Annotated in this window: 10 protein-coding genes; 1 reads left to right on the top strand and 9 read right to left on the bottom strand. The window is 63.7% G+C overall.

The annotated features are described in order from the left end of the window. The first annotated feature begins 75 nt into the window (after positions 1 to 75). Positions 76 to 813, top strand: coding sequence for a 16S rRNA (uracil(1498)-N(3))-methyltransferase (locus FHW85_RS10370; RefSeq protein WP_168648166.1), 738 nt, complete (start codon positions 76 to 78; stop codon positions 811 to 813). A gap of 68 nt (positions 814 to 881) precedes the next feature. Here the strand turns inward: FHW85_RS10370 and FHW85_RS10365 are convergent, their stop codons facing one another. From FHW85_RS10365 to FHW85_RS10325, 9 genes are all read right to left on the bottom strand, one after another. Further along, complete coding sequence (locus FHW85_RS10365) at positions 882 to 1313, bottom strand: hypothetical protein (RefSeq protein ID WP_210427757.1); 432 nt, start codon at positions 1311 to 1313, stop codon at positions 882 to 884. A 279-nt stretch (positions 1314 to 1592) separates the two neighbouring features. Further along, the gene (locus tag FHW85_RS10360; protein ID WP_167252284.1) at positions 1593 to 2060 is read right to left on the bottom strand and encodes a hypothetical protein; all 468 of its coding nucleotides are present in this window, start codon (positions 2058 to 2060) and stop codon (positions 1593 to 1595) included. A gap of 677 nt (positions 2061 to 2737) precedes the next feature. After that, entirely contained in the window at positions 2738 to 3118 is a 381-nt protein-coding gene (locus FHW85_RS10355; protein WP_168648164.1) for a hypothetical protein, read from the bottom strand. Positions 3119 to 3675: 557 nt separating this feature from the next. After that, positions 3676 to 3969 carry a hypothetical protein gene (locus FHW85_RS10350; RefSeq protein WP_168648163.1) on the bottom strand — a complete coding sequence of 98 codons (294 nt, stop codon included), beginning with the start codon at positions 3967 to 3969 and terminating at the stop codon, positions 3676 to 3678. Positions 3970 to 4001: 32 nt separating this feature from the next. Next, positions 4002 to 4409 (bottom strand): hypothetical protein, encoded by a 408-nt coding sequence (locus tag FHW85_RS10345; protein ID WP_168648162.1) that lies wholly within the window; start codon positions 4407 to 4409, stop codon positions 4002 to 4004. Positions 4410 to 4413: 4 nt separating this feature from the next. Beyond that, positions 4414 to 8979 (bottom strand): RHS repeat-associated core domain-containing protein, encoded by a 4566-nt coding sequence (locus FHW85_RS10340; RefSeq protein WP_168648161.1) that lies wholly within the window; start codon positions 8977 to 8979, stop codon positions 4414 to 4416. Between the two features lie 281 nt (positions 8980 to 9260). Further along, entirely contained in the window at positions 9261 to 9737 is a 477-nt protein-coding gene (locus FHW85_RS10335) for a chemotaxis protein CheW (protein WP_167252289.1), read from the bottom strand. Beyond that, a complete protein-coding gene (locus FHW85_RS10330) occupies positions 9734 to 11503 on the bottom strand; it encodes a chemotaxis protein CheB (protein WP_168648160.1) in 1770 nt (589 codons plus the stop codon). Before FHW85_RS10330 ends, FHW85_RS10335 begins: the two co-directional genes overlap by 4 nt. Further along, positions 11496 to 17804, bottom strand: a complete 6309-nt coding sequence (locus tag FHW85_RS10325; RefSeq protein ID WP_168648159.1) for an Hpt domain-containing protein — start codon at positions 17802 to 17804, stop codon at positions 11496 to 11498. The genes FHW85_RS10330 and FHW85_RS10325 overlap by 8 nt, the downstream gene beginning before the upstream one ends. Positions 17805 to 17911 lie beyond the last annotated feature (107 nt).

Here is a 17911-nt window from a genome sequence, read left to right as displayed (position 1 = left end):
TGGAGCCGGAGGGCAATACCGTCGTTCAGCTCCATGGTCGTGGGTAAAATGGCGCTTTCCCGAAAGCTTCCCGCCATGCGCACCATCCGCATCCACGTCGACCAGCCCCTCGCCATCGATACCGAATTCGCCCTGCCCGCCCAGGCTGGCGAACACGTGGCGCGCGTTCTGCGTATGACGGTTGGCGACGCGCTGGTGCTGTTCAATGGCGATGGGCAGGACTATGCGGCCGTCATCGTTGCGGTGGGCAAGCGCGAAGTGAGCGTTCGCGTGGCGTCCAGCCAGCGCGTGGATAACGAATCGCCGTTGCGGTTGACGCTGGCCCAGGGCATTGCGCGTGGCGAGAAGATGGATCTGATCGTGCAGAAGGCCACGGAACTGGGCGTGGCGCGCATCGTGCCGCTGCATACGGAGCGGTCCGAGGTGAAGCTCGATGCGGCGCGGGCGGAGAAGCGCCTGGCGCATTGGCGTGCGGTGGCGCAGAGCGCATGCGAGCAGAGTGGGCGCGCGGTGGTGCCGGAGATTGTGCCGGCGTTGTCGCTGGAAGCCTGGTTGCGGGATCTGCCGGCGGATGATGGGGCCTTGCGTCTGGCGTTGTTGCCAGAAGGTACGGTGCAGGCGCGGGCGTTGGATTTTCCGGCGAGTGGTGGGGTGTTGGTGGTTGGGCCGGAAGGTGGGTTGGGGGAGCGGGATGGGGGGGCGCTAAGTACGGCGGCGTTTCAGGGGTTGCGGTTGGGGCCGAGGATTTTGCGGACTGAGACGGCGGGGTTGGCGGCGTTGGCGGCGTTGCAGGCGTTGCATGGGGATATTTGAAGCGGCTCAGAAAAACGACGCGCCAAGATGGCGCGCCGCAATCGAGTCGGTCCATCAATACCTTCGCTTTACCGCACGTGGTAAAGCACCGCGGCACCCGGCTTCGCCTCGAACGCAGGCACGGTGCGTTGCTTCAACGCATTGCCCTTCGCATCCCACACCAGCGTGTCCTGCGGGTAATCGTCCTTGCGCGTCATCGCATCGATCTGCTTCACGATCACGGCCGAACCTTCCTTCACCTCGGGGTTCCAGGTGAACACGCCTACGCGGCCATAAAAGGCGGCGGGCGCATCGGCGTCGAGGCGGCGATCGGGACACATCACCAGCCCGCGCTCCAGCATCACCCGCAGTGCGCCCACGGGCACGGACTTTACGGTAGGAGTGGTGCGGTCGGCGCTATGTCCAGGACAGACATTGGCGGAGCGCGTGACCATGTCTTCGACGACTTCGCGATCCGATTGGGCGAAGGCCGGCATGGCGGCGACGGAGAGAACCAGCAGGGCGGCGGTGGATATCCTTTGCATATGTCTTGCTCCTTGGCTGTTGGTCGGGGCGAGAGTAGCAAGGGTGTGTTAACAGTTAGTGATCGGCTCACCGTGCCTGTGCCCTACTTCCAAACGAAGTGGCCATACACGATCAGCGCACTGCAGATTGTTCCAACGATGATGATGAAGGGAAGAATGGCGAGCATGATCCATGCTTCCCATGGATACCTGTTCGGCCGCTCGCCTTTCTTCTTCATCGTCCGCACTCGCGCCTGTTTGAGGCCAAGGAATCGATCAGTACACCCTTCCCTGTCGCCCGCGCCCCGTATTGAACTCCATGGCGAACGAATCATCCCGCCCTTCGACCAGAGCCACCAACCCCTCCGCCAATGTGGACAGCTGCGCGTAGTCGGTGGCTATTTCAACGAAGGTATAGCTGCGAATGGTCTTCCCATCATCCGACGGCTCCGCCACCGCCGCCCGCAAGCCGATCTCACCCAGGAATCCCGTGGAGCGCACCGATAGATCGACGTGCCGCCACCTCAGTTTCGTCAGATCATTCGCATCCAGATACCCACCGAAAAATTCCACCCCATGCTCCGGCAGAGGATAAACCGCCATTTCCTTGGCCTTTTCCAGAAGGAACCTGGGGTCGAAATACGCAGAGCCACGCCCCGCATAGAGACCGGATTGAAGTTCCATGCACAACTGACACGAGCCATCGTCGTCATGCTTTATCTCGAAACCGATTAATTCCCTCATAAAGCCCTCAAATTTCCAAATGTCAGGTCTACGGCGCGAGAGATCGCGTCGCTCGAAGTAGCAGCGGCCGTCCGGTTCCGCGCGCAGGACTTTGCATGCTGCATATGCCTGCATAGCCGTGGTTGTAACAGCAACCAGGCCGTGCTCGTAGTGTTCTACGACGGCATGATTATCAGATGTGACGAAGCGCCCAATCGTCGTCGGCGCCGTATAGGCGCAGTCTGAAAATTAAAGAGGAGGGAGTGACCGGGCTGTTGGCGACTGATTGAGGAGCAGAAATTTGTCGCGTAGAAGACTTTCAGGAGTTCAATCCAAGGGGGCGCAACAAGCGCGCGCAGCTATCGCAAGGCTTCGGACTTTTCTAGCGACTCCAAGGAGAACGGCTCCGACGGAATATTGCACTTGGCAATATCCACAAGGATTAGTCTGAATAACTGAGTTCGGCTCGCACTGCTGCCGATTACTTCATCCAGAAGATAGAAGAACTGCCACTCATCCCTGGTGTGAATGATGACCTTCTTACTGGGTCAGGCGTACTCCGTCAGCGATCCGACGCAACCCTTCCATGTCGCGCCCTCGTCCCACAGAAGCACGATGGAGATTGGGCACACCATCCAGTACTCCCCGCATGAACATCTGCCTACAGGCAGAGCAGCCAAAGAAGTCTGCGCCTCTCCTTAGCGAAGATATGGAACGACGTCGTAATCGATACTCGCACCAAGTAAGCCGATCAGGCGGACTAGCTCAGCCCCAAGATAGAATCCCGGCCTCTCATCATCTTCATGGCAGGCAGCCACCACCACGACCGTAACCTCCAACTCCGCGTCAACACGCGGCAGATCAAGCACGCGCCTTAGGAATACGATCAAATCGGCCGCCAGGCTCTCAAATGTACTTTCGACCTTACTGCTCATCCAATATCGAAGCCGTGAGTTAGTCAGCGGTCGACCACTACCTCTTCGCTCAACGAAGCCACCACCCAAAGCCCCTAAGAAATCCTGGGGAATAGCATCGAGCCTCGACTCCACCCCCTCTATGCGAATATAGAACTGAATCATCATAGCCATTTCCAAGCGCACACCTTTTCTTCGAAATAAGGGGCCTAAAGCAGGGGCCGGAGGTAATTAAATACGTCCACCAGGAACGATTCACACTTAATAACATCCGGCCCCTTATTCAAGCACCGTCACGGATAAAGGGGATGAGAGTAGTTAACTTGCCCCGAGCAGTCACCTAGAAACCAGGAGGATCGAGCTCAAGCCCGTCCATAGCGCATTTAACATCACCTGGCCCCTCATCGCGGTCATACAGCCTGACAGGCTTACTTGCCCCGTTGGATATGACGAAGACGCCATAGGAGAACTTGCCCCCTTCAATGTCCAGCTGTTGCCGGGCGACAGGCTTGATGCTTACTCGCGATTCGCGATCCGCGCAGTCAACAGCGCTCGATGGAGCAGCAACCGCGGATACGCAGGCCAGAAGGACGAGGCCAATAAAGGAGGATGGCAGGATTGCTCTCATAGACTCAGCCACAAAGGGAGAGGCCGACAGAGGCGACAAGAAACTTGTCCCGCCCCCATCCATAGCGCATCTAGCATTCTTAATTCTTAACTCCTCATTCTTCTTTCTGAAGAGCTACATCATTCTCCTCCAGATGAACTAGCCCAATTTCTAACGTTTCTATGAGAACTCCATGCTTCAAGTATGAAACCCATTGATCTCTCGGATACTTTTCCATGTACTCGCTCGTATCCACAGAGCAAACTACGACTCCAGTGAGATTAGGTTCAAATCTCACTCGATCACCGAGTCTAACCATGCTCCCGTCTGCGTACTTCATGCGATGTCCTAAGGCAATACGAACGGCCTCGCGTTTGAACTCAGCACCGAACTTCTGGCGCTTCTCCATCGAACACCTCCGTGCGAGGATTGTCCCCGCTTTTAGGTGTCCGTGAAATCAGGGGGAGTCCAATCTGACCCTTCGACGGTTGACTCCCTCCAAAGTTCGCCGTTCGGTCGATACCAACGATAGCCTCTCTGCCTTCTTCCCTGAACATAGAATCCCTCTTCCTTTTTCTCGCCGTCATCCCACCACGACTGATAGCGACCGTCCAATTTTCCGGCCTTATAGATAGCCTGAAGCGTAAGCTGACCAGATTCGGTCCATTCTCGAATGACGCCGTGCGATTGACCATCGCGATACTCGGCCTCAGAAAATAATCTTCCGTTTTTAAACCAGTGGCGCCTCCAGCCATGAAGAAGACTATCTTTTTCAACCCATTCAGACATCACCTCCCCGCCAGGGAAGAAGGTGCGATGTACCTGTATTCCACTATCTTCCGTATCCATTTCCTCACCTCAAGTCAGCGTCCGACCAAGCCGGAGGCTCATCTTCAACACCCTTGATGCACAAGGTCCGACGGTAGGCCGCCCTTTCGACACAGGCTCTAGCCCATCGATTAGGATCGTCGGGAGGGCCTCTTCCTTCCCAGCGCATGCACCGATGAGCTTCCCTTTCAAAGCGGTCGTAACAATCAGGCCCATCGCTCTTGGGGCACGAGCGAGAAAGCACCCCAGCCCCTACACCGGTAGCGACGCCAGCGCCTATGCCTATCGCCGTCCCCGCGCTCATCCCTCCCCCAACTTTACCGCCTACCGCTTCTGCACAAGCTGCCGCCCCATAGCGCAGGCAGTATGCGTCTACCGTGGTCGAACCATCCTGTAGCCCAAGAGGGTCAACGTGCGTGAGCGGAGCGGAGCCAACATAGGCGTATGTACTAATTCCTCCGCCAAGACCTATAGGATCACTCTGTATGTAGCGACCGCATTCAGGACAGAAGAAGCGATTCAGGTTATAGATGGTCCCGGCCTCATTGTCGTAATACTGGCCCGGGAAGCGCAGGTTCAAAGTCAAATCTCCTGAAGCTGCCAATTCACCAAAAGGATTACCTTGATACGCCCACTGCCAAACAGTAGCTCCTGAGACATTAGTGATTACCCGCGGTGCGTCCAACCCGTCTGCATGCAGATAGCTCATAGAGCTCTGGGCGCCATCACTTTCTACTACCGCAACTGGTGTGTTATCTAGCCATACGTAGTTTCGACTTGTCGTTCCGTACTCGCCAAGTAACCCACTCCTTTCGCTATAGGCAAAGCGTTGATTTGCAATCGCCGCCTTGGCTACGCGTTGCCCCATGATGTTGTACGTAGAACTGACGACGGTCTGCCCGTTCTTCTGCACCACCACCATGCGATTACGGTCGTTGTAGCCATAGCCGAAGACATCGCCACCGATAGAGTTGCCCGTCGTATTGCCGTTGGCGTCGTACGTCCGAACGCTGCTTCCGATGCTCGTCAGCCAATGAGTGCCTGCTTGGTAGCCATAGGTGCCGGTGGCTAACCCGTTGCTTGCTTTGCTAAGGCGGTCGCCCGTCTTGTTATAGCTGTACGTCTCTATGGCTCGCCCCTGAGCATCCTTCACGCCAATCAGGCGATGCAATGGATCGTAGTTATAAGCTTCGATCGCTGGATTGGCGCCCGGAGCATTGCCCAAAGCTGCTATGTTGCCCATGGCATTGCGTGCAAAGTGCAAATTCAGCGCGGGACTGACGACGTCAGTCACTGCGTAGTTGGCGTCATAGGTCCGAGTGATCGTCTGGCCATTGCCCAGCGTGTACGTCGCGATCGGACCGAACGGCAGATAGGCGACATTGGTGGCGACATTACTGGCGTTCGTAGCCCCCGGCAGCTGCGCAGTGACGGTGCTAATACGACCCACGCCATCGCGGCCATACTGGATGAATGTGTTATCAGGCGTCCGGGTGCTCGCGAGACGGTCGGCCAAGGTGTACGTGTAGCTGACCGTATCGACGTTCATGCCTTGGGTCTGGCGCTTCTGCACGACATTGCCACGGGCGTCATAGCAATAGACCGTGGTTACAGCCGTCTCCACCACGCTGGTCAAGCGCCCTATTGAATAGGAACTCGCGCAACCTGTGACTGAGTTAGCCTCGTCGTAACGATAACTGACGTTGGCGCTGACCGTCGGATAAGTAGTGGCGGTGATTCGATTGAGCGCGTCGTAGGCGCTCTGGCTGACCACGCCCCTGGCGTCCGTCGCCTGAATCCGATTGCCGGCAGCGTCGTAGAGATAGCTGGACGTGCCCGTATCCGGACTATGCAGCGCCTTGGCGTTGTTCAAACCATCATAGTCGTAGGTGGTATTAAGACCATCGGGATCGCTGACGCCCTGGAGATTGTCCCGCGGGTCATAGGCGAACACGCTCTGCGTATTCTGCGTGGCTTGATCCGCACCGTTGTAGTTATCGACGGTGCTGACCAGACGGTCGAGCGCGTCATAGCCCTGCTTGCGCTGAATACCCAGCGCATCCGCACTGCGCACGAGATTGCCGTTGCCGTCGTAGCTGTCGCTGAAGCTGGCGTCGAATACCGTGTGGTTCAAACCATCCTTGATCCCCACCAGCTGCCCCAGCGTGTTATAGCTGCGGGCCAGCGAGCGGCGCAGCGTGCCGTTCGCGTCGAACGTCTCTTCCTTGGTCTTGGCACCCAGTGCATTGAGCGTGTAGTGCACGCGGTTGCCCAGGGCATCGGTGATATCCGTCAGCCTGTGGGCGACATCGTAGGTATAGGTGACTGCGACACCATCGGCATCGGTGACCTTGTGGACCGTCCCCGTCGCGTCGTACTCCATCGCGGTGACGGCGTCATTCGCCGAAGCTGAGCCATCCGCATTGGCGCGGACGATCGTCCGCACCAACCAGCCACGCGGGTGGTAAACCCTGTCCGTGACCACACCGTTGGCATCGCGCGACCGCGTGACGCGCCCGCCCTTGTCATAGGCGAGATACGTCGAGATGTGGCCCGCCGCGTCGGTCACCTGATACAGGTCACCGGCGTGATGGCAGACGCCGCCTATGGTGGTGCAGCCACTCTCATCGGTGGTGAGGTAATAGCTGTACGTGGTGATGTCGGCGACATCGGTTCTCGGGCCGTCACTCGACAGCAGTAATCCCAATACCGGGCATTGCGTGCCATCCACGGCTTCGCAATAGGTGTAGGTCCAGCGACGCACGCCCGCCGGCGCTGTTCCGCTACGTGTGCAGGTGTAGCTTCCTGCCAACTGGGGATCCATCTCGCAGCTGGCCATGACCTGGCCCCGGCTGTTGTATTCCCAGCCCTGCCTGGCAAAGGTGTTGCCTTGGTTGTCCAGCGACACCTTCAGCAACGGCACGCGCAGTGCCGTATCCCAGGTGGTGTTGATCGTGCGCTGGTTAGCGGTACCGGATGCCTCGACTTCCTGCACCTTCAAACCGCTGGCACCGTCGTACTGAAAGGTCGACAGGTTGTTATTGAAATCCTTGGTCTGCGACGGGTAGCCGTTGGCATCGTAGGACGCCAGAGCGGGCATGGTGGCGACGCCGGGCAGTTGAATCGCCGGCGAGGTGCATCCGGTGCAAGTGGACGAGGCGATATGCGCCACGCCATGAAGTACATTGAAATTGAACGTGCGGGCAAATGAGAGCCCGGCTGCACCATCAATCCAATTGGTGACGGTCGTCGAACCGTCCCCGTTGTAGGCCAGCTGGGTCTTTCGTGCGAAATCCGTGGCAGCACCATTCACGTACATGATGCCGCGACCGACGCTGTCATAGCCCCAGGTGCCGGTGCGCTGACCCTGTTCGTCGATCAGGCCGACCAGGGCAATCCGGGACGGATTGCCATCGGCATAGACATAGGTTTTGGTGCTGGCGATGGCGATGGCGTTGCCATCCAGGGTTCCCGCGTACTTCACGCCAGTAATGACGTCCGCGTTATCCGCGTAGGTGTACGTGATCGCCAGCCCGTTCGGGGCGTCCACTTCCACAATGCGCTGGTCGCTGACGTACGGCGCCGCGCCGTATTTGAAGGTGAGCGCACGCCCTTTCTCGTCGGTAACCTGATAGAGCCGGATGCCGTTGTAGGTAAACGTCAGGCGGTGCTGATCGTGCCACTGAATCGCCGTCAGCAGGCCGCTGCCATTGTAGGACTCGATCTCTCCGCTTGGACCCAGCACAGACCAAGAGGTGATGTTGCCCGAGCCATCGACGGTGGACGTCAACTTGAGCGCCACATCGGCATCGCCGACCCACGCGCCATTGGCATCCTGCTGATAGTGATAACGATCGCCATTGGGCCGATAGACGGTCGCCACCGTCTTGCCACCGGACGTCACCACCGATACCCGCTGACTGAAGTTATGGCGCCACTGCGATCCGAAATAGGTGGTATCGAACTGGCCCGACCAGCTGCTGTAGTAGCGGCTGAGTTCGAGCTTCCCCTCGCCCTGATAATCGACCTCGTGCTCCAGCACGATGCCGGTGCGGGAATGGATGGGGTCCGTGCCGTTGCAACCCGCCTTGCAGTAGTTGTTGTTCTTGTTCGGATCGATCAGCCCCGCCGGATCGCAGAGCTTGGTCGTATCATTGGCGCCATAACCCAGCGGGCATGCTGCCGGCCGCTGCATGATGACCACCATGCCGTCGTGATAGGTATCAGCGCAGCCGGAACCCGCGGTGTAAGTCACGCCATCACTGGCGCGCGAGTAGTAATCCACGCCAAGGTAGAAGTACTGATAGACATCCGAGCCGCCGCAAATGCCGCCTGTCTGGTACGTATTCGACGCCCAAGGCCCAGGCTGGCTGACGTATGCCGAGCAATTGCCCGTCTTGTAGTAATAGTTCGCGCCGACCTGCTCGGCTTCCGCGCGAGAGCCATAACCGAAGTGCGGCACGTCGCAGCGCACGAAACCGTAGTCGTAAACACCGACATCCGGTGGCACGCTGAATTGCGCCATGGCGGCAGGTGCGGCTAGCCAAAGCATGACGGCCAGACAACGAATCAGACGACCCAAGAACTTCATGTTCTATTCCCCCTATTGGAGCTGTCAGCTCCGCCTGAGACCGGAGGCTGGGATAGCTTCTACGCTGCCGACAGATTTTTACCCACAAAAAAGCCGAGGCTGCACCGCAACCTCGGCCCTATATCGAAATCTTCTACGGCAGCCTCGCCGTCGAACGTGATCAAACCCTCATCCATGATTTTCCCTCTCTAGGGATAGTCCCAAAACCACTCCACTGGTTTCCCTGGACACCACCACGAACCAAACCAAAGCGCCCAACCAGGCGCTCGAACAACGCTAGGTCAGCCCGCCAACTCCAACATCTCCGTCAACTGCTCCTCAATCCCCTCAAGATCCGGAATCACCGCCACATCATCGCGCACCAGCACCTGCGCCTTGACACCCGCCGGCAACTCCGTCCCATCGTGAGTCGGAATGATCAGCTCCGCATTCAACGTCGTCAGTCGCGGAAAACCCTGCGTGACCACCGCCACGAATGGCAGCTTCGGATTGCCGCCCAGCGCCTTCAGCACGGCCACGCGCATTGCGAGCGACGGGTCGCCCTCTTCCGCGCCGGCCAGCTTGGTGAACGACACCAGCGGTACGCGCCAGCCGCGCCAGGCAATGCGCCCGAGCAGCCACTCCGGCGCGCCTTCCACCGTCTCCGGCGTCGGCAAGGTGATCACTTCGGCCACGGTCGCGTTGGGCAGCAACAGGCGCAGATGGCCTACCGGCACCAGTACGCAACGGATCTCGCGCGGCAACGGCTGCTCGCTCATCGCTGGACTTCCTCTTCGATCAAACGTGCCGCCAGTTCGAACGGCGTTCCGGTGAAACTTGCCAGGCGTTCGGCTTCCACGCCGTGCACCATGTCGGCGTAATGGTCGCCGGAGGCCCGCTCGACCCACACGCGGCCGCCGCGGTCGTGCACGGCCTGCGCGCCCGCTACCGCATCGGTGCCGGGGCCGGCGAAGACGATGGCCACGGCATCGCGGCCAAACACATTGGCCGCCGTGGTGAACGCGCTGTCGATGGACGGGTTCTGGAACGAAGCCACATCCACCGCCTCGCATTCGATACGGCCATCGCGCAGCAAGCGCACCTGGCGGTTGGCAGGCACCAGCAGCACTTCGCCTGCGCGGGCGCGCTGGCCGTGGCTGGCGATGCGCACGGGCAGTGCGGAATGCTTGGACAGGCGCTCGGACAACATATCGACCGAAGCGGCGCCTTGGTGCTGTGTCAGCAGCACGGCCATGCGCAGGCTGGACGGCAAGGCGGCAAGGAACGCGCAAACGGAATCCGTGCTGTCCACCGTCGCGCCCAGCAGCAGCACGCGGCCCAGCGCGCTGTCGAGTTCGCCCAGGTGCACTTCGTGCGAGTACTCCTCGCGCGGCGCGATGGCTTCCTCGATGGAGACCAGCTCCAGCGTCATGCCCGGTTCGATCAGCGGCGCCTCGTCCACCAGCTCCACGTCGGGCGCGAGGAAGTCGGCGGCGCTCACTTTCTCGATGGCGAACTCCGGCGCGGGCGCTTCGGCCAGCGGGGCGTCCTCGTCGACCAGCGACCAGCTCGCATGCAACGCTTCGGCGGTGGACATCTTCTCCACCTTGATCGGCGTGTCGGCCGGCATGAAGCTGTCGTCCAGCGGCGCCAGCGCCAGATGGTCGAGCTGGAACGACGGACGCGGCGCGCTCGGCGGCGCAGCCAGCGGCTCGTCGGGAAGGCTGGCGGTGAGTTCTTCGCGCACCGGCGGCGGCACCGCGGCGACGAGGTCCTCGTGCACGGGCGGCAGCGGCGCATGGCCTTGCGTGTCGGCGAGGAAGTCCGCGCCGAAGTCGGCGCCGAACATGCCGTCGTGCAGCGGCGGCGCGTCTTCGGCGATGGGCTTCAGGCCGCTGCCGAAGTCGTCGTCGGCCGGCTCGTCCGTATCGGCGGCGAGCAGTGCTTCGAGTTCGGCGGCGAGCGATTCGGAAACGTCGGCGGCTTCGCCGACCACCGGCGAAAGCAGGATCTCCGGCGCTTCGTCGATCAGCGTGAGGTCGGCCACCGGCTCGATCTCGGCCAGCGTGGCCGGCTCGGCTTCGGCTGCCGGTTCTTCAAACGTTTCTGCCAACGCTACGGCAGCGACCGGAGCCACAGCAGCCACCGCCACCGGCTCATGCACCACCGGCGTTTCGACCGCCAGGGCATCGGCCGGACGCGGCGGATCGATATCGCCGTCCGCCAGCACCTTCACCGCCAGATGGCGGGCCCAGCGCGCGCGGTCCCAGCCGTCCAGGCCGCGGCTGGCCTGGGCATCGTTGAACACCACGCGCGGATGGTCGCCGTCGATCACGTCGTAGAGGCGGTCGATGCCGTCGGCCGCTTCGTCGTCGAGGTTCACCACCACCACCTGGGCGCCGGTGCCGTGGATCACTTCGCGGCTCAGCGTACCCAGCGCGCCTTCGTGCACGATGCGTGCACCGCGCTCGCGCAAGGCTTCGCGCAGATGCGCCCCGAGTTCCGCGTCGTCGAACAGCAGAGCGACTGCCGGGGCTTCAGCCATGGGCGGACTCCGTGGCCTGGTCCTGCAGCGCACGCTGCTCCAGCACTTCGCTGATCTGCGCCAGCAACTCGATTTCCTGGTACGGCTTGCCGAGGTAGCGGTCCACGCCGATGTCGAACGCGCGCTGGCGATGCTTATCGCCGGTACGCGAGGTGATCATGATGATCGGCACGTTGCGCAGGCGCGGGTCGGCCTTCATCTGCTCAGCCAGCTCGAAGCCGTCCATGCGCGGCATTTCGATGTCGAGCAGCATCAGGTCGGGCACGCGCTCGTGCAGTTTTTCCAGCGCATCGAGGCCGTCCTTCGCGGTGTGCACTTCGTATTCGTGGCGTTCCAGCACGCGGCCGGTGACCTTGCGCATGGTGATGGAGTCGTCGACCACCATCACCAGCGGACGCACGCGCTCTTCTTCCACCACCGGCATTTCGACGGCGCTGAGGCCTTCGGCCAGGCGCTCCTGGCGGCGCACGATACCGTGGCGCACCAGCGGCGGCAGATCGAGAATGATCAGCACCGAGCCATCGCCCATGATGGTGGCGCCGAGGATGCCCGGCACCGAGCTCACCTGCGGGCCGACCGACTTCACCACGATCTCGCGCGAGCCGATCACGGCGTCGATGCGGATCGCCGCGCGCAGGTCGCCGGCGCGGGTCAGCAGCAGCGGCAGCTGCTCGTCGCCCGGATGGCCGGCGGGAATGCCCAGCAGTTCGGCCAGGTCGTGGATGCCGTACTGCTCGCCCGAATACGGGAAGCTCGGCTCGTACGCGGCCAGGCGTTCGGTAAGGTCGGCCGGGCTGATGCGGGCCACGCCCTGCACCGAAGTCATCGGGATGGCGAAGTTCGATTCGCCGATGCGCACCAGGATCGCCTGCGTCACCGCCAGGGTGAACGGCAGGCGCAGCACGAAGGTGGTGCCCTGGCCGGCCTGCGATTCCACCGCGATGGAGCCGCCGAGCTGCTTGATCTCGTTGGCCACCACGTCCATGCCCACGCCGCGTCCGGCCAGCTGGGTGACGCTGCTGGCGGTGGAGAAGCCCGGCTGGGTGATCAGGGCCAGCAGCTGGTCGTCGCTGGGCTTGGCGTCGGCGCGCAGCAGGCCGCGCTCGATGCCGCGCTTGCGCACGGCCTCGCGGTCCAGGCCGCGGCCGTCGTCGGTCACGCGCACCACCACCTCGGTGGCTTCGCGCGCCACCCGGATGCGCACCGCGCCTTCGGCCGGCTTGCCCGCCTTGCGGCGTTCTTCCGGCGACTCGATGCCGTGCGCCACGGCGTTGCGCAGCATGTGCTCGAACGGCGCCTTCAGGCGGTCCAGCAGGGTGCGGTCCATTTCGCCGTGCGCGCCTTCCACGAACAGCTGCGCGCTCTTGCCCTGCTCCTGTGCGGCCTGGCGCAGGGTGCGGCGCAGGTTCGGCACCATGGTGTCGAACGGCAGCATGCGCGTGCGCAGCAGGCCATCCTGCAGTTCGGAGCTGACGCGCGACTGCTGGATCAGCAGCGTTTCGGCCTGGCGGGTCAGTTCGTCCAGCATGCTCTGGATGGAGACAAGGTCGGATACCGACTCGGCCAGCGCACGCGAGTACTGCTGCAACTGCGAGTAGCGGTCCAGCTCGAGCGGATCGAACACGCTCATGCCCGCTTCGCGGTGCTCGCGCTGGAAGCGCGCGATGATCTGCGCTTCGGTTTCGATTTCCAGCATGCGCAGCTGGCTACGCAGGCGCTGCACGGTCTGGTCCAGCTCGACCAGGTTGAAGCGGTAGCCGGCCACCTGCTGTTCCAGGCGCGAACGGTAGATCGCCACCTCGCCGGCATGGTTGACCAGGGTGTCGAGCAGTTCGGAACGGACGCGGATCTGTTCCTGCGGACCGCGCATCTCGTCGAACTGGCCTTCTTCCGGCAGCAGCTCGGGCAGATGGGCGCGATCGGCCGGTTCGGCGGCGAGGCCGGCCGGTTCGGCGTGTTCGACCGAGGGCTTCGCTTCGCCGGCCAGGCCGAGGAAGCGGTCGATCATCGCCTGCGGGTATTCCACGCCGCGGCCCTGCGACACGCGCTGCACCAGTCCGTGCAGGGCGTCGAAGCCGGCTTCGAGCGCGCGGATCAGCTCGCCCTGGCGCGCCGGATCGTGGCCGGCCGGGCTTTCCAGCAAGGTTTCGATGGCGTGGGTGAGATCGCCCACCGGCACCATGCCGGCGATGCGCGCACCGCCCTTCAGCGTGTGCAGGTCGCGCTGCAGGCTGGCCATGTGTTCCGGCTCGGCCGGCTCGGCACGCCACTGCGCCAGCACGCTGTCGGAGTGGTCGAGGATCTCGCGCGCTTCCTCGGCGAAGATCTCCAGCAGGTCCGGGTCGATCTGGTCGTTGGTCCAGCTGCCGGCGTATTCGGAGCTGAGGTCGTGCTGCGGCGCGCGGGTTGCTTCGGGCGCCGGTTCTTCGATCTCTTCGGCCTTGAACAGCGCCGCCTCGATGTGCGCCGCCTCGATGCGCTCCGCCTCGATATGTTCCGGCTCGACATGAGCGGGCTCGGCGTGCACGGCCTCGACGTGCTCGTGTTCGACCACCGGCTCGGCATCGGCCAGCGAGGTCTCTTCGACGTGCGCCGCTGCGGCCGCCGGCTCGTCGGCCAGCCCCGCGACCGGCTCGGCGAGATTCGCCAGCGGCTCGGAACTGCCGAGGAAATCGGCCAGCTCGCTCTCGATCACGTCGCCGACTTCGATCTCTTCGATCTCGCCTTCGGCCAGCGCCGGTTCCAGCGTCGCATGCGTGAAGGCTTCGGCCGGCTGCTCCGTCCCGACCAGCGCATGGGCGTCGACCAGGTGCGCTTCGGCCGGCTCGACGGCGTCGAGCGAGAGTTCGATGTGTTCGGCGGCGCCCGGATGCGCGCCGGAAAGACCGATCGGTTCGATCGCGTGGCCATCGAAGGACAGCGTGTTCTCGACCACGATCTCGTTCGGGTCTTCCACCGCTTCCGCGTGCTGCGGCTCCTCGGCGGTGAGGTCGCCGTAGAGCGCGGCGAAATCGTCTTCTTCCGCCACCGGCGCGGCGGCGTGGTGCGTCGTGCCGGCTTCGTGTACCGGCAGTTCGGCGTCGAAGCTGCCCAGCGCGGCCATCAGCTCGGCGGTGAATGCGTCCACCGGCGCTTCGGCCGCCGGCGCGGCGTCGTGCGGCGCGTGCGTCTCGCCCGGCTGCACCGGCATGGCGGCGTCCAGCGCGGCGGCGAGCGCGCCGTCGTCGACCTCGCCTTCCGCGGCGAGGTCGTCGGCCAGCGGCTCGAACAGCACGTGGGCCACCTGCGGCTCCGGCTGCGCGTCGCGCAGCTCGCACAGGCGGCGGATCAGCGCGTCGAGCTCCGGCAGCTGCGGCTGCTCGGCGTCGAACTGGCCCATGATGTAGTCGACTGCATCGGCGCTCTTGCCCAGCAGGTTCACGCCCTCGGCGGAGAGCGGATGGCCGGCCGCGCGCAGGCGCTTGAGCAGGCTTTCCAGCGGCGACAGCAGCTGGGTCAGCAGCGGGATGTCGACCATCGCGATGGCGCCATGCAGCGTGTGCACGGCGCGCAGCAGGCCGTCGTCCACGCGCAGTTCGGCGTCGACGCGGTTGATCGCGTGGCGGATGGTCTGCAGGTACTGGGCGACTTCGCTGCGCAGGATTTCCAGCAGCACCGGGTCGACCGGCGGCAGCACCGGCGCGGCGATGGTCTCGTGCGCCGGCGTGTGCACCACCGGTTCCGGCGCCGGCTCGACGTGCGCGAGCGTGGCCGGCGGGATCGCCTCGGCGGCGAGCTGCGAACGCGGCACGCGGCGGCGCACGGTGCGGCGCACCGTCTCGGTGCCGGCGGGCTTGAAGTCCTCGATGCTGGCGTGTTCGCTGCCGCCGGAGAGGCGGTCGGCGGTTTCCATGATCGCGGCCAGCGGCGCGGTCGGCGCGCCCTCGCCCATCAGCGCGGAGCGCAGCTGCGGCAGCGCCTCGATGGCGTGGCGGATCAGCGCCTGCACATTGGCATTGGCGGGAATCGACTGATCGAGCACGCGGTTGAGCATGTTCTCGATCTTCCACGCGTACTCGCCCAGCGCCGAGGCGCCGACCAGGCGGCCGGAACCCTTCAGCGTGTGGAAGGAGCGGCGGATCGGGGTGAGCGCTTCGAGGCGCTCCGGATCGGCCAGCCACTTCTGCTCGGCGTCGCGCAGGTTGTCGATCTCTTCCTGCATTTCCTCCAGGAAGATCTCGCGGATCTCGTCGTCGATGCCGTCCACGCTGACCTGGAAGCCGGCGTGGGCATTGATGGCGTCGGCGGAGGGCACCTGCTCCAGCACTTCTTCTTCGATCTCGACCCAGTCGTCGTCGTCGTTGGCGCCGGACGCGGCGGGCGCGGGCACGTGCTCGGTGTCGACCAGGCGCAGGCCGGCCAGCTCGTGCGCCGACGGCATCGGGGTGACGGCTTCGCCGATCACCAGGCCGCCGAGGTCGTTGCCGGTGGCGAGGCTGACGGTTTCGGTGAGTTCGTGGTCGGTGCCCAGGTCCGGCGTGAACGCGGCGGGCGCCGCTGCCGGCGCGGGCGCGGCGGCTTCCGGCTCGGCGTCGGCCAGCACGGTGCGCACCGGCGGCGGTGGCCAATAGCCGAGCGTGCTGAGGCTGTGCTCGGCCACGTCCAGGATGTGTTCCAGGCCGCCGCGGTGTTCGCGCGCGGCTTCCAGGTAGTACTCCAGCGCGGCCAGCGCGTCGGCCAGGTGGTCCATCTGCGCGCTGGTGGGCACGCGGCGGTCGCTGAGCAGTTCGTTGCCGACGAAGCGGCCGATGCCTTCGGCCAGTTCCGCCGGGCGCGGCGCGGTGAGCATGCGCATGGCGCCGGACACTTCGTCCATCAGGCCCGGCACGTCGGTCAGTTCCTGATGGCGCCAGCCGGATTCGATGAAGGCGACGATGGCGTCCTTCACCTTGCCGGTGTTGGCGGTGGCTTCCTGCATCAGGGTGGACAGGATGTGCCGCGCCTCGCTGCGCGGGAGCATGTTCACCGGCGCTTCGGCCGAGGGTTCCTCGTCGGCGCCCAGGCTCTCGATGTGGTCGTCGAGCGAGGCTTCCACGTAGAGCAGCGCGCCGGCCACGTCGAGCAGCAGCTCTTCGTCCGGGGCGCGCATGCGGTTGGCGATGTCTTCCAGCACCCGGCGCTGTTCGGTCACCACGCGGCGCGGCACGCCCAGGGCGAGCATGCCGAGGGTGTCGCCGACGCGTTCGAGCACGCCGGTCTGTTCGCTGAGCTGGGCGGGATCGGCGTTGGCCTGGCGCAGGAACAGGTCCAGCGCCTCCTTCACGCGCAGCAGGTCTTCCTTGATGGCCTTGGCCACCGAATCCAGCAGGGCGCGGTTGTGGCCGGACATGGAGCCGCGGGCGTGTTCCAGCTCGCCCTCGTCGGGCAGCAGGCGGTCCAGGCCGTAGGTGCGCACCAGCAGGTCCATGCGTGCGCTGCGCTGCCTGGACTGGGCCACCACGTAGAGCAGCTTGCGCGCCAGCTCGTCGGCGTCGCCGCCGCGCATGGACGCTTCGCCCTGTTCGATCAGCTGGCGGATGCTGCGATCGACCTTGCCGATCAGCTGGCGCACTTCGCCCGCCTGGTTCTTCAGCACGCCCTGCTGCAGGCCTTCCAGCACGCCGGCGGTGATCCACCACAGGCGGCGGCCCGGCACGCTGTAGCAGCGCGCGGCGATCGCATCGAGAGTCTGCACCATGGCGCCGAGCTGCTGCTCGGCCGACTGGCCGCGGAACCACGCCAGCAGCTGCTGCTGGAAACGCAGGCGCAGCTCGGCGATGCGGCCGTGCATGCGCTCGGCTTCTTCCTGGTTGAGCGCGGCCGGAGCGCTGTCGGGCAGCGCGGCTTCGAGGTTGGGCGCGAACAGCGCCGACTCGTGCAGCGCCTGCTGCCCGCGGCTGGCGCGCAGCTCGTTGAGCAGCGGCAGCAGCACTACCGGCACGTCGCGATGGCCGCCCGAAAGGCGTTCCAGGTAGTCCGGCAGCTGCATCAGGCCGCGCATCATCGCGGCATAGGCTTCCTCGCGCTGGGTGACGTGGCCTTCGAGCAGGGCGATGGCGAGGTTTTCCATTTCCTCGGCCACCAGCGCGGCGCCGTACAGCTCGACCATGCGCAGGGTGCCCTGCACCTGGTGCAGGCTGTCGGCGCACGAGCGCATGACGGCGCGGTCGCCCGGATTTTCGACGTAGGACTCCAGCGCCTCACGGGCGATGGCCAGCGTCTCGTCAAGCTCGGGCTTGACCCACTGCAGGGTGGTGAAATCGATGTGGTCTTGAAGTCTCATGCGCCCCTCTCAGCGGCCGCGCAACGCGTGTCACGCAACCGTCGAGGTTGCCCCCCTGTCCTCGGACGCGCTCATGGGAATGCGCGCGCCCGTACCTGTTTCTTGTC

This window comes from Dyella sp. SG609, from assembly GCF_012275375.1.
Taxonomy (GTDB): Bacteria; Pseudomonadota; Gammaproteobacteria; order Xanthomonadales; family Rhodanobacteraceae; genus Dyella_D; species Dyella_D marensis.
Note: the sequence above shows the minus strand (reverse complement) of the source record. Positions and strands in the feature narration are given on the sequence as shown.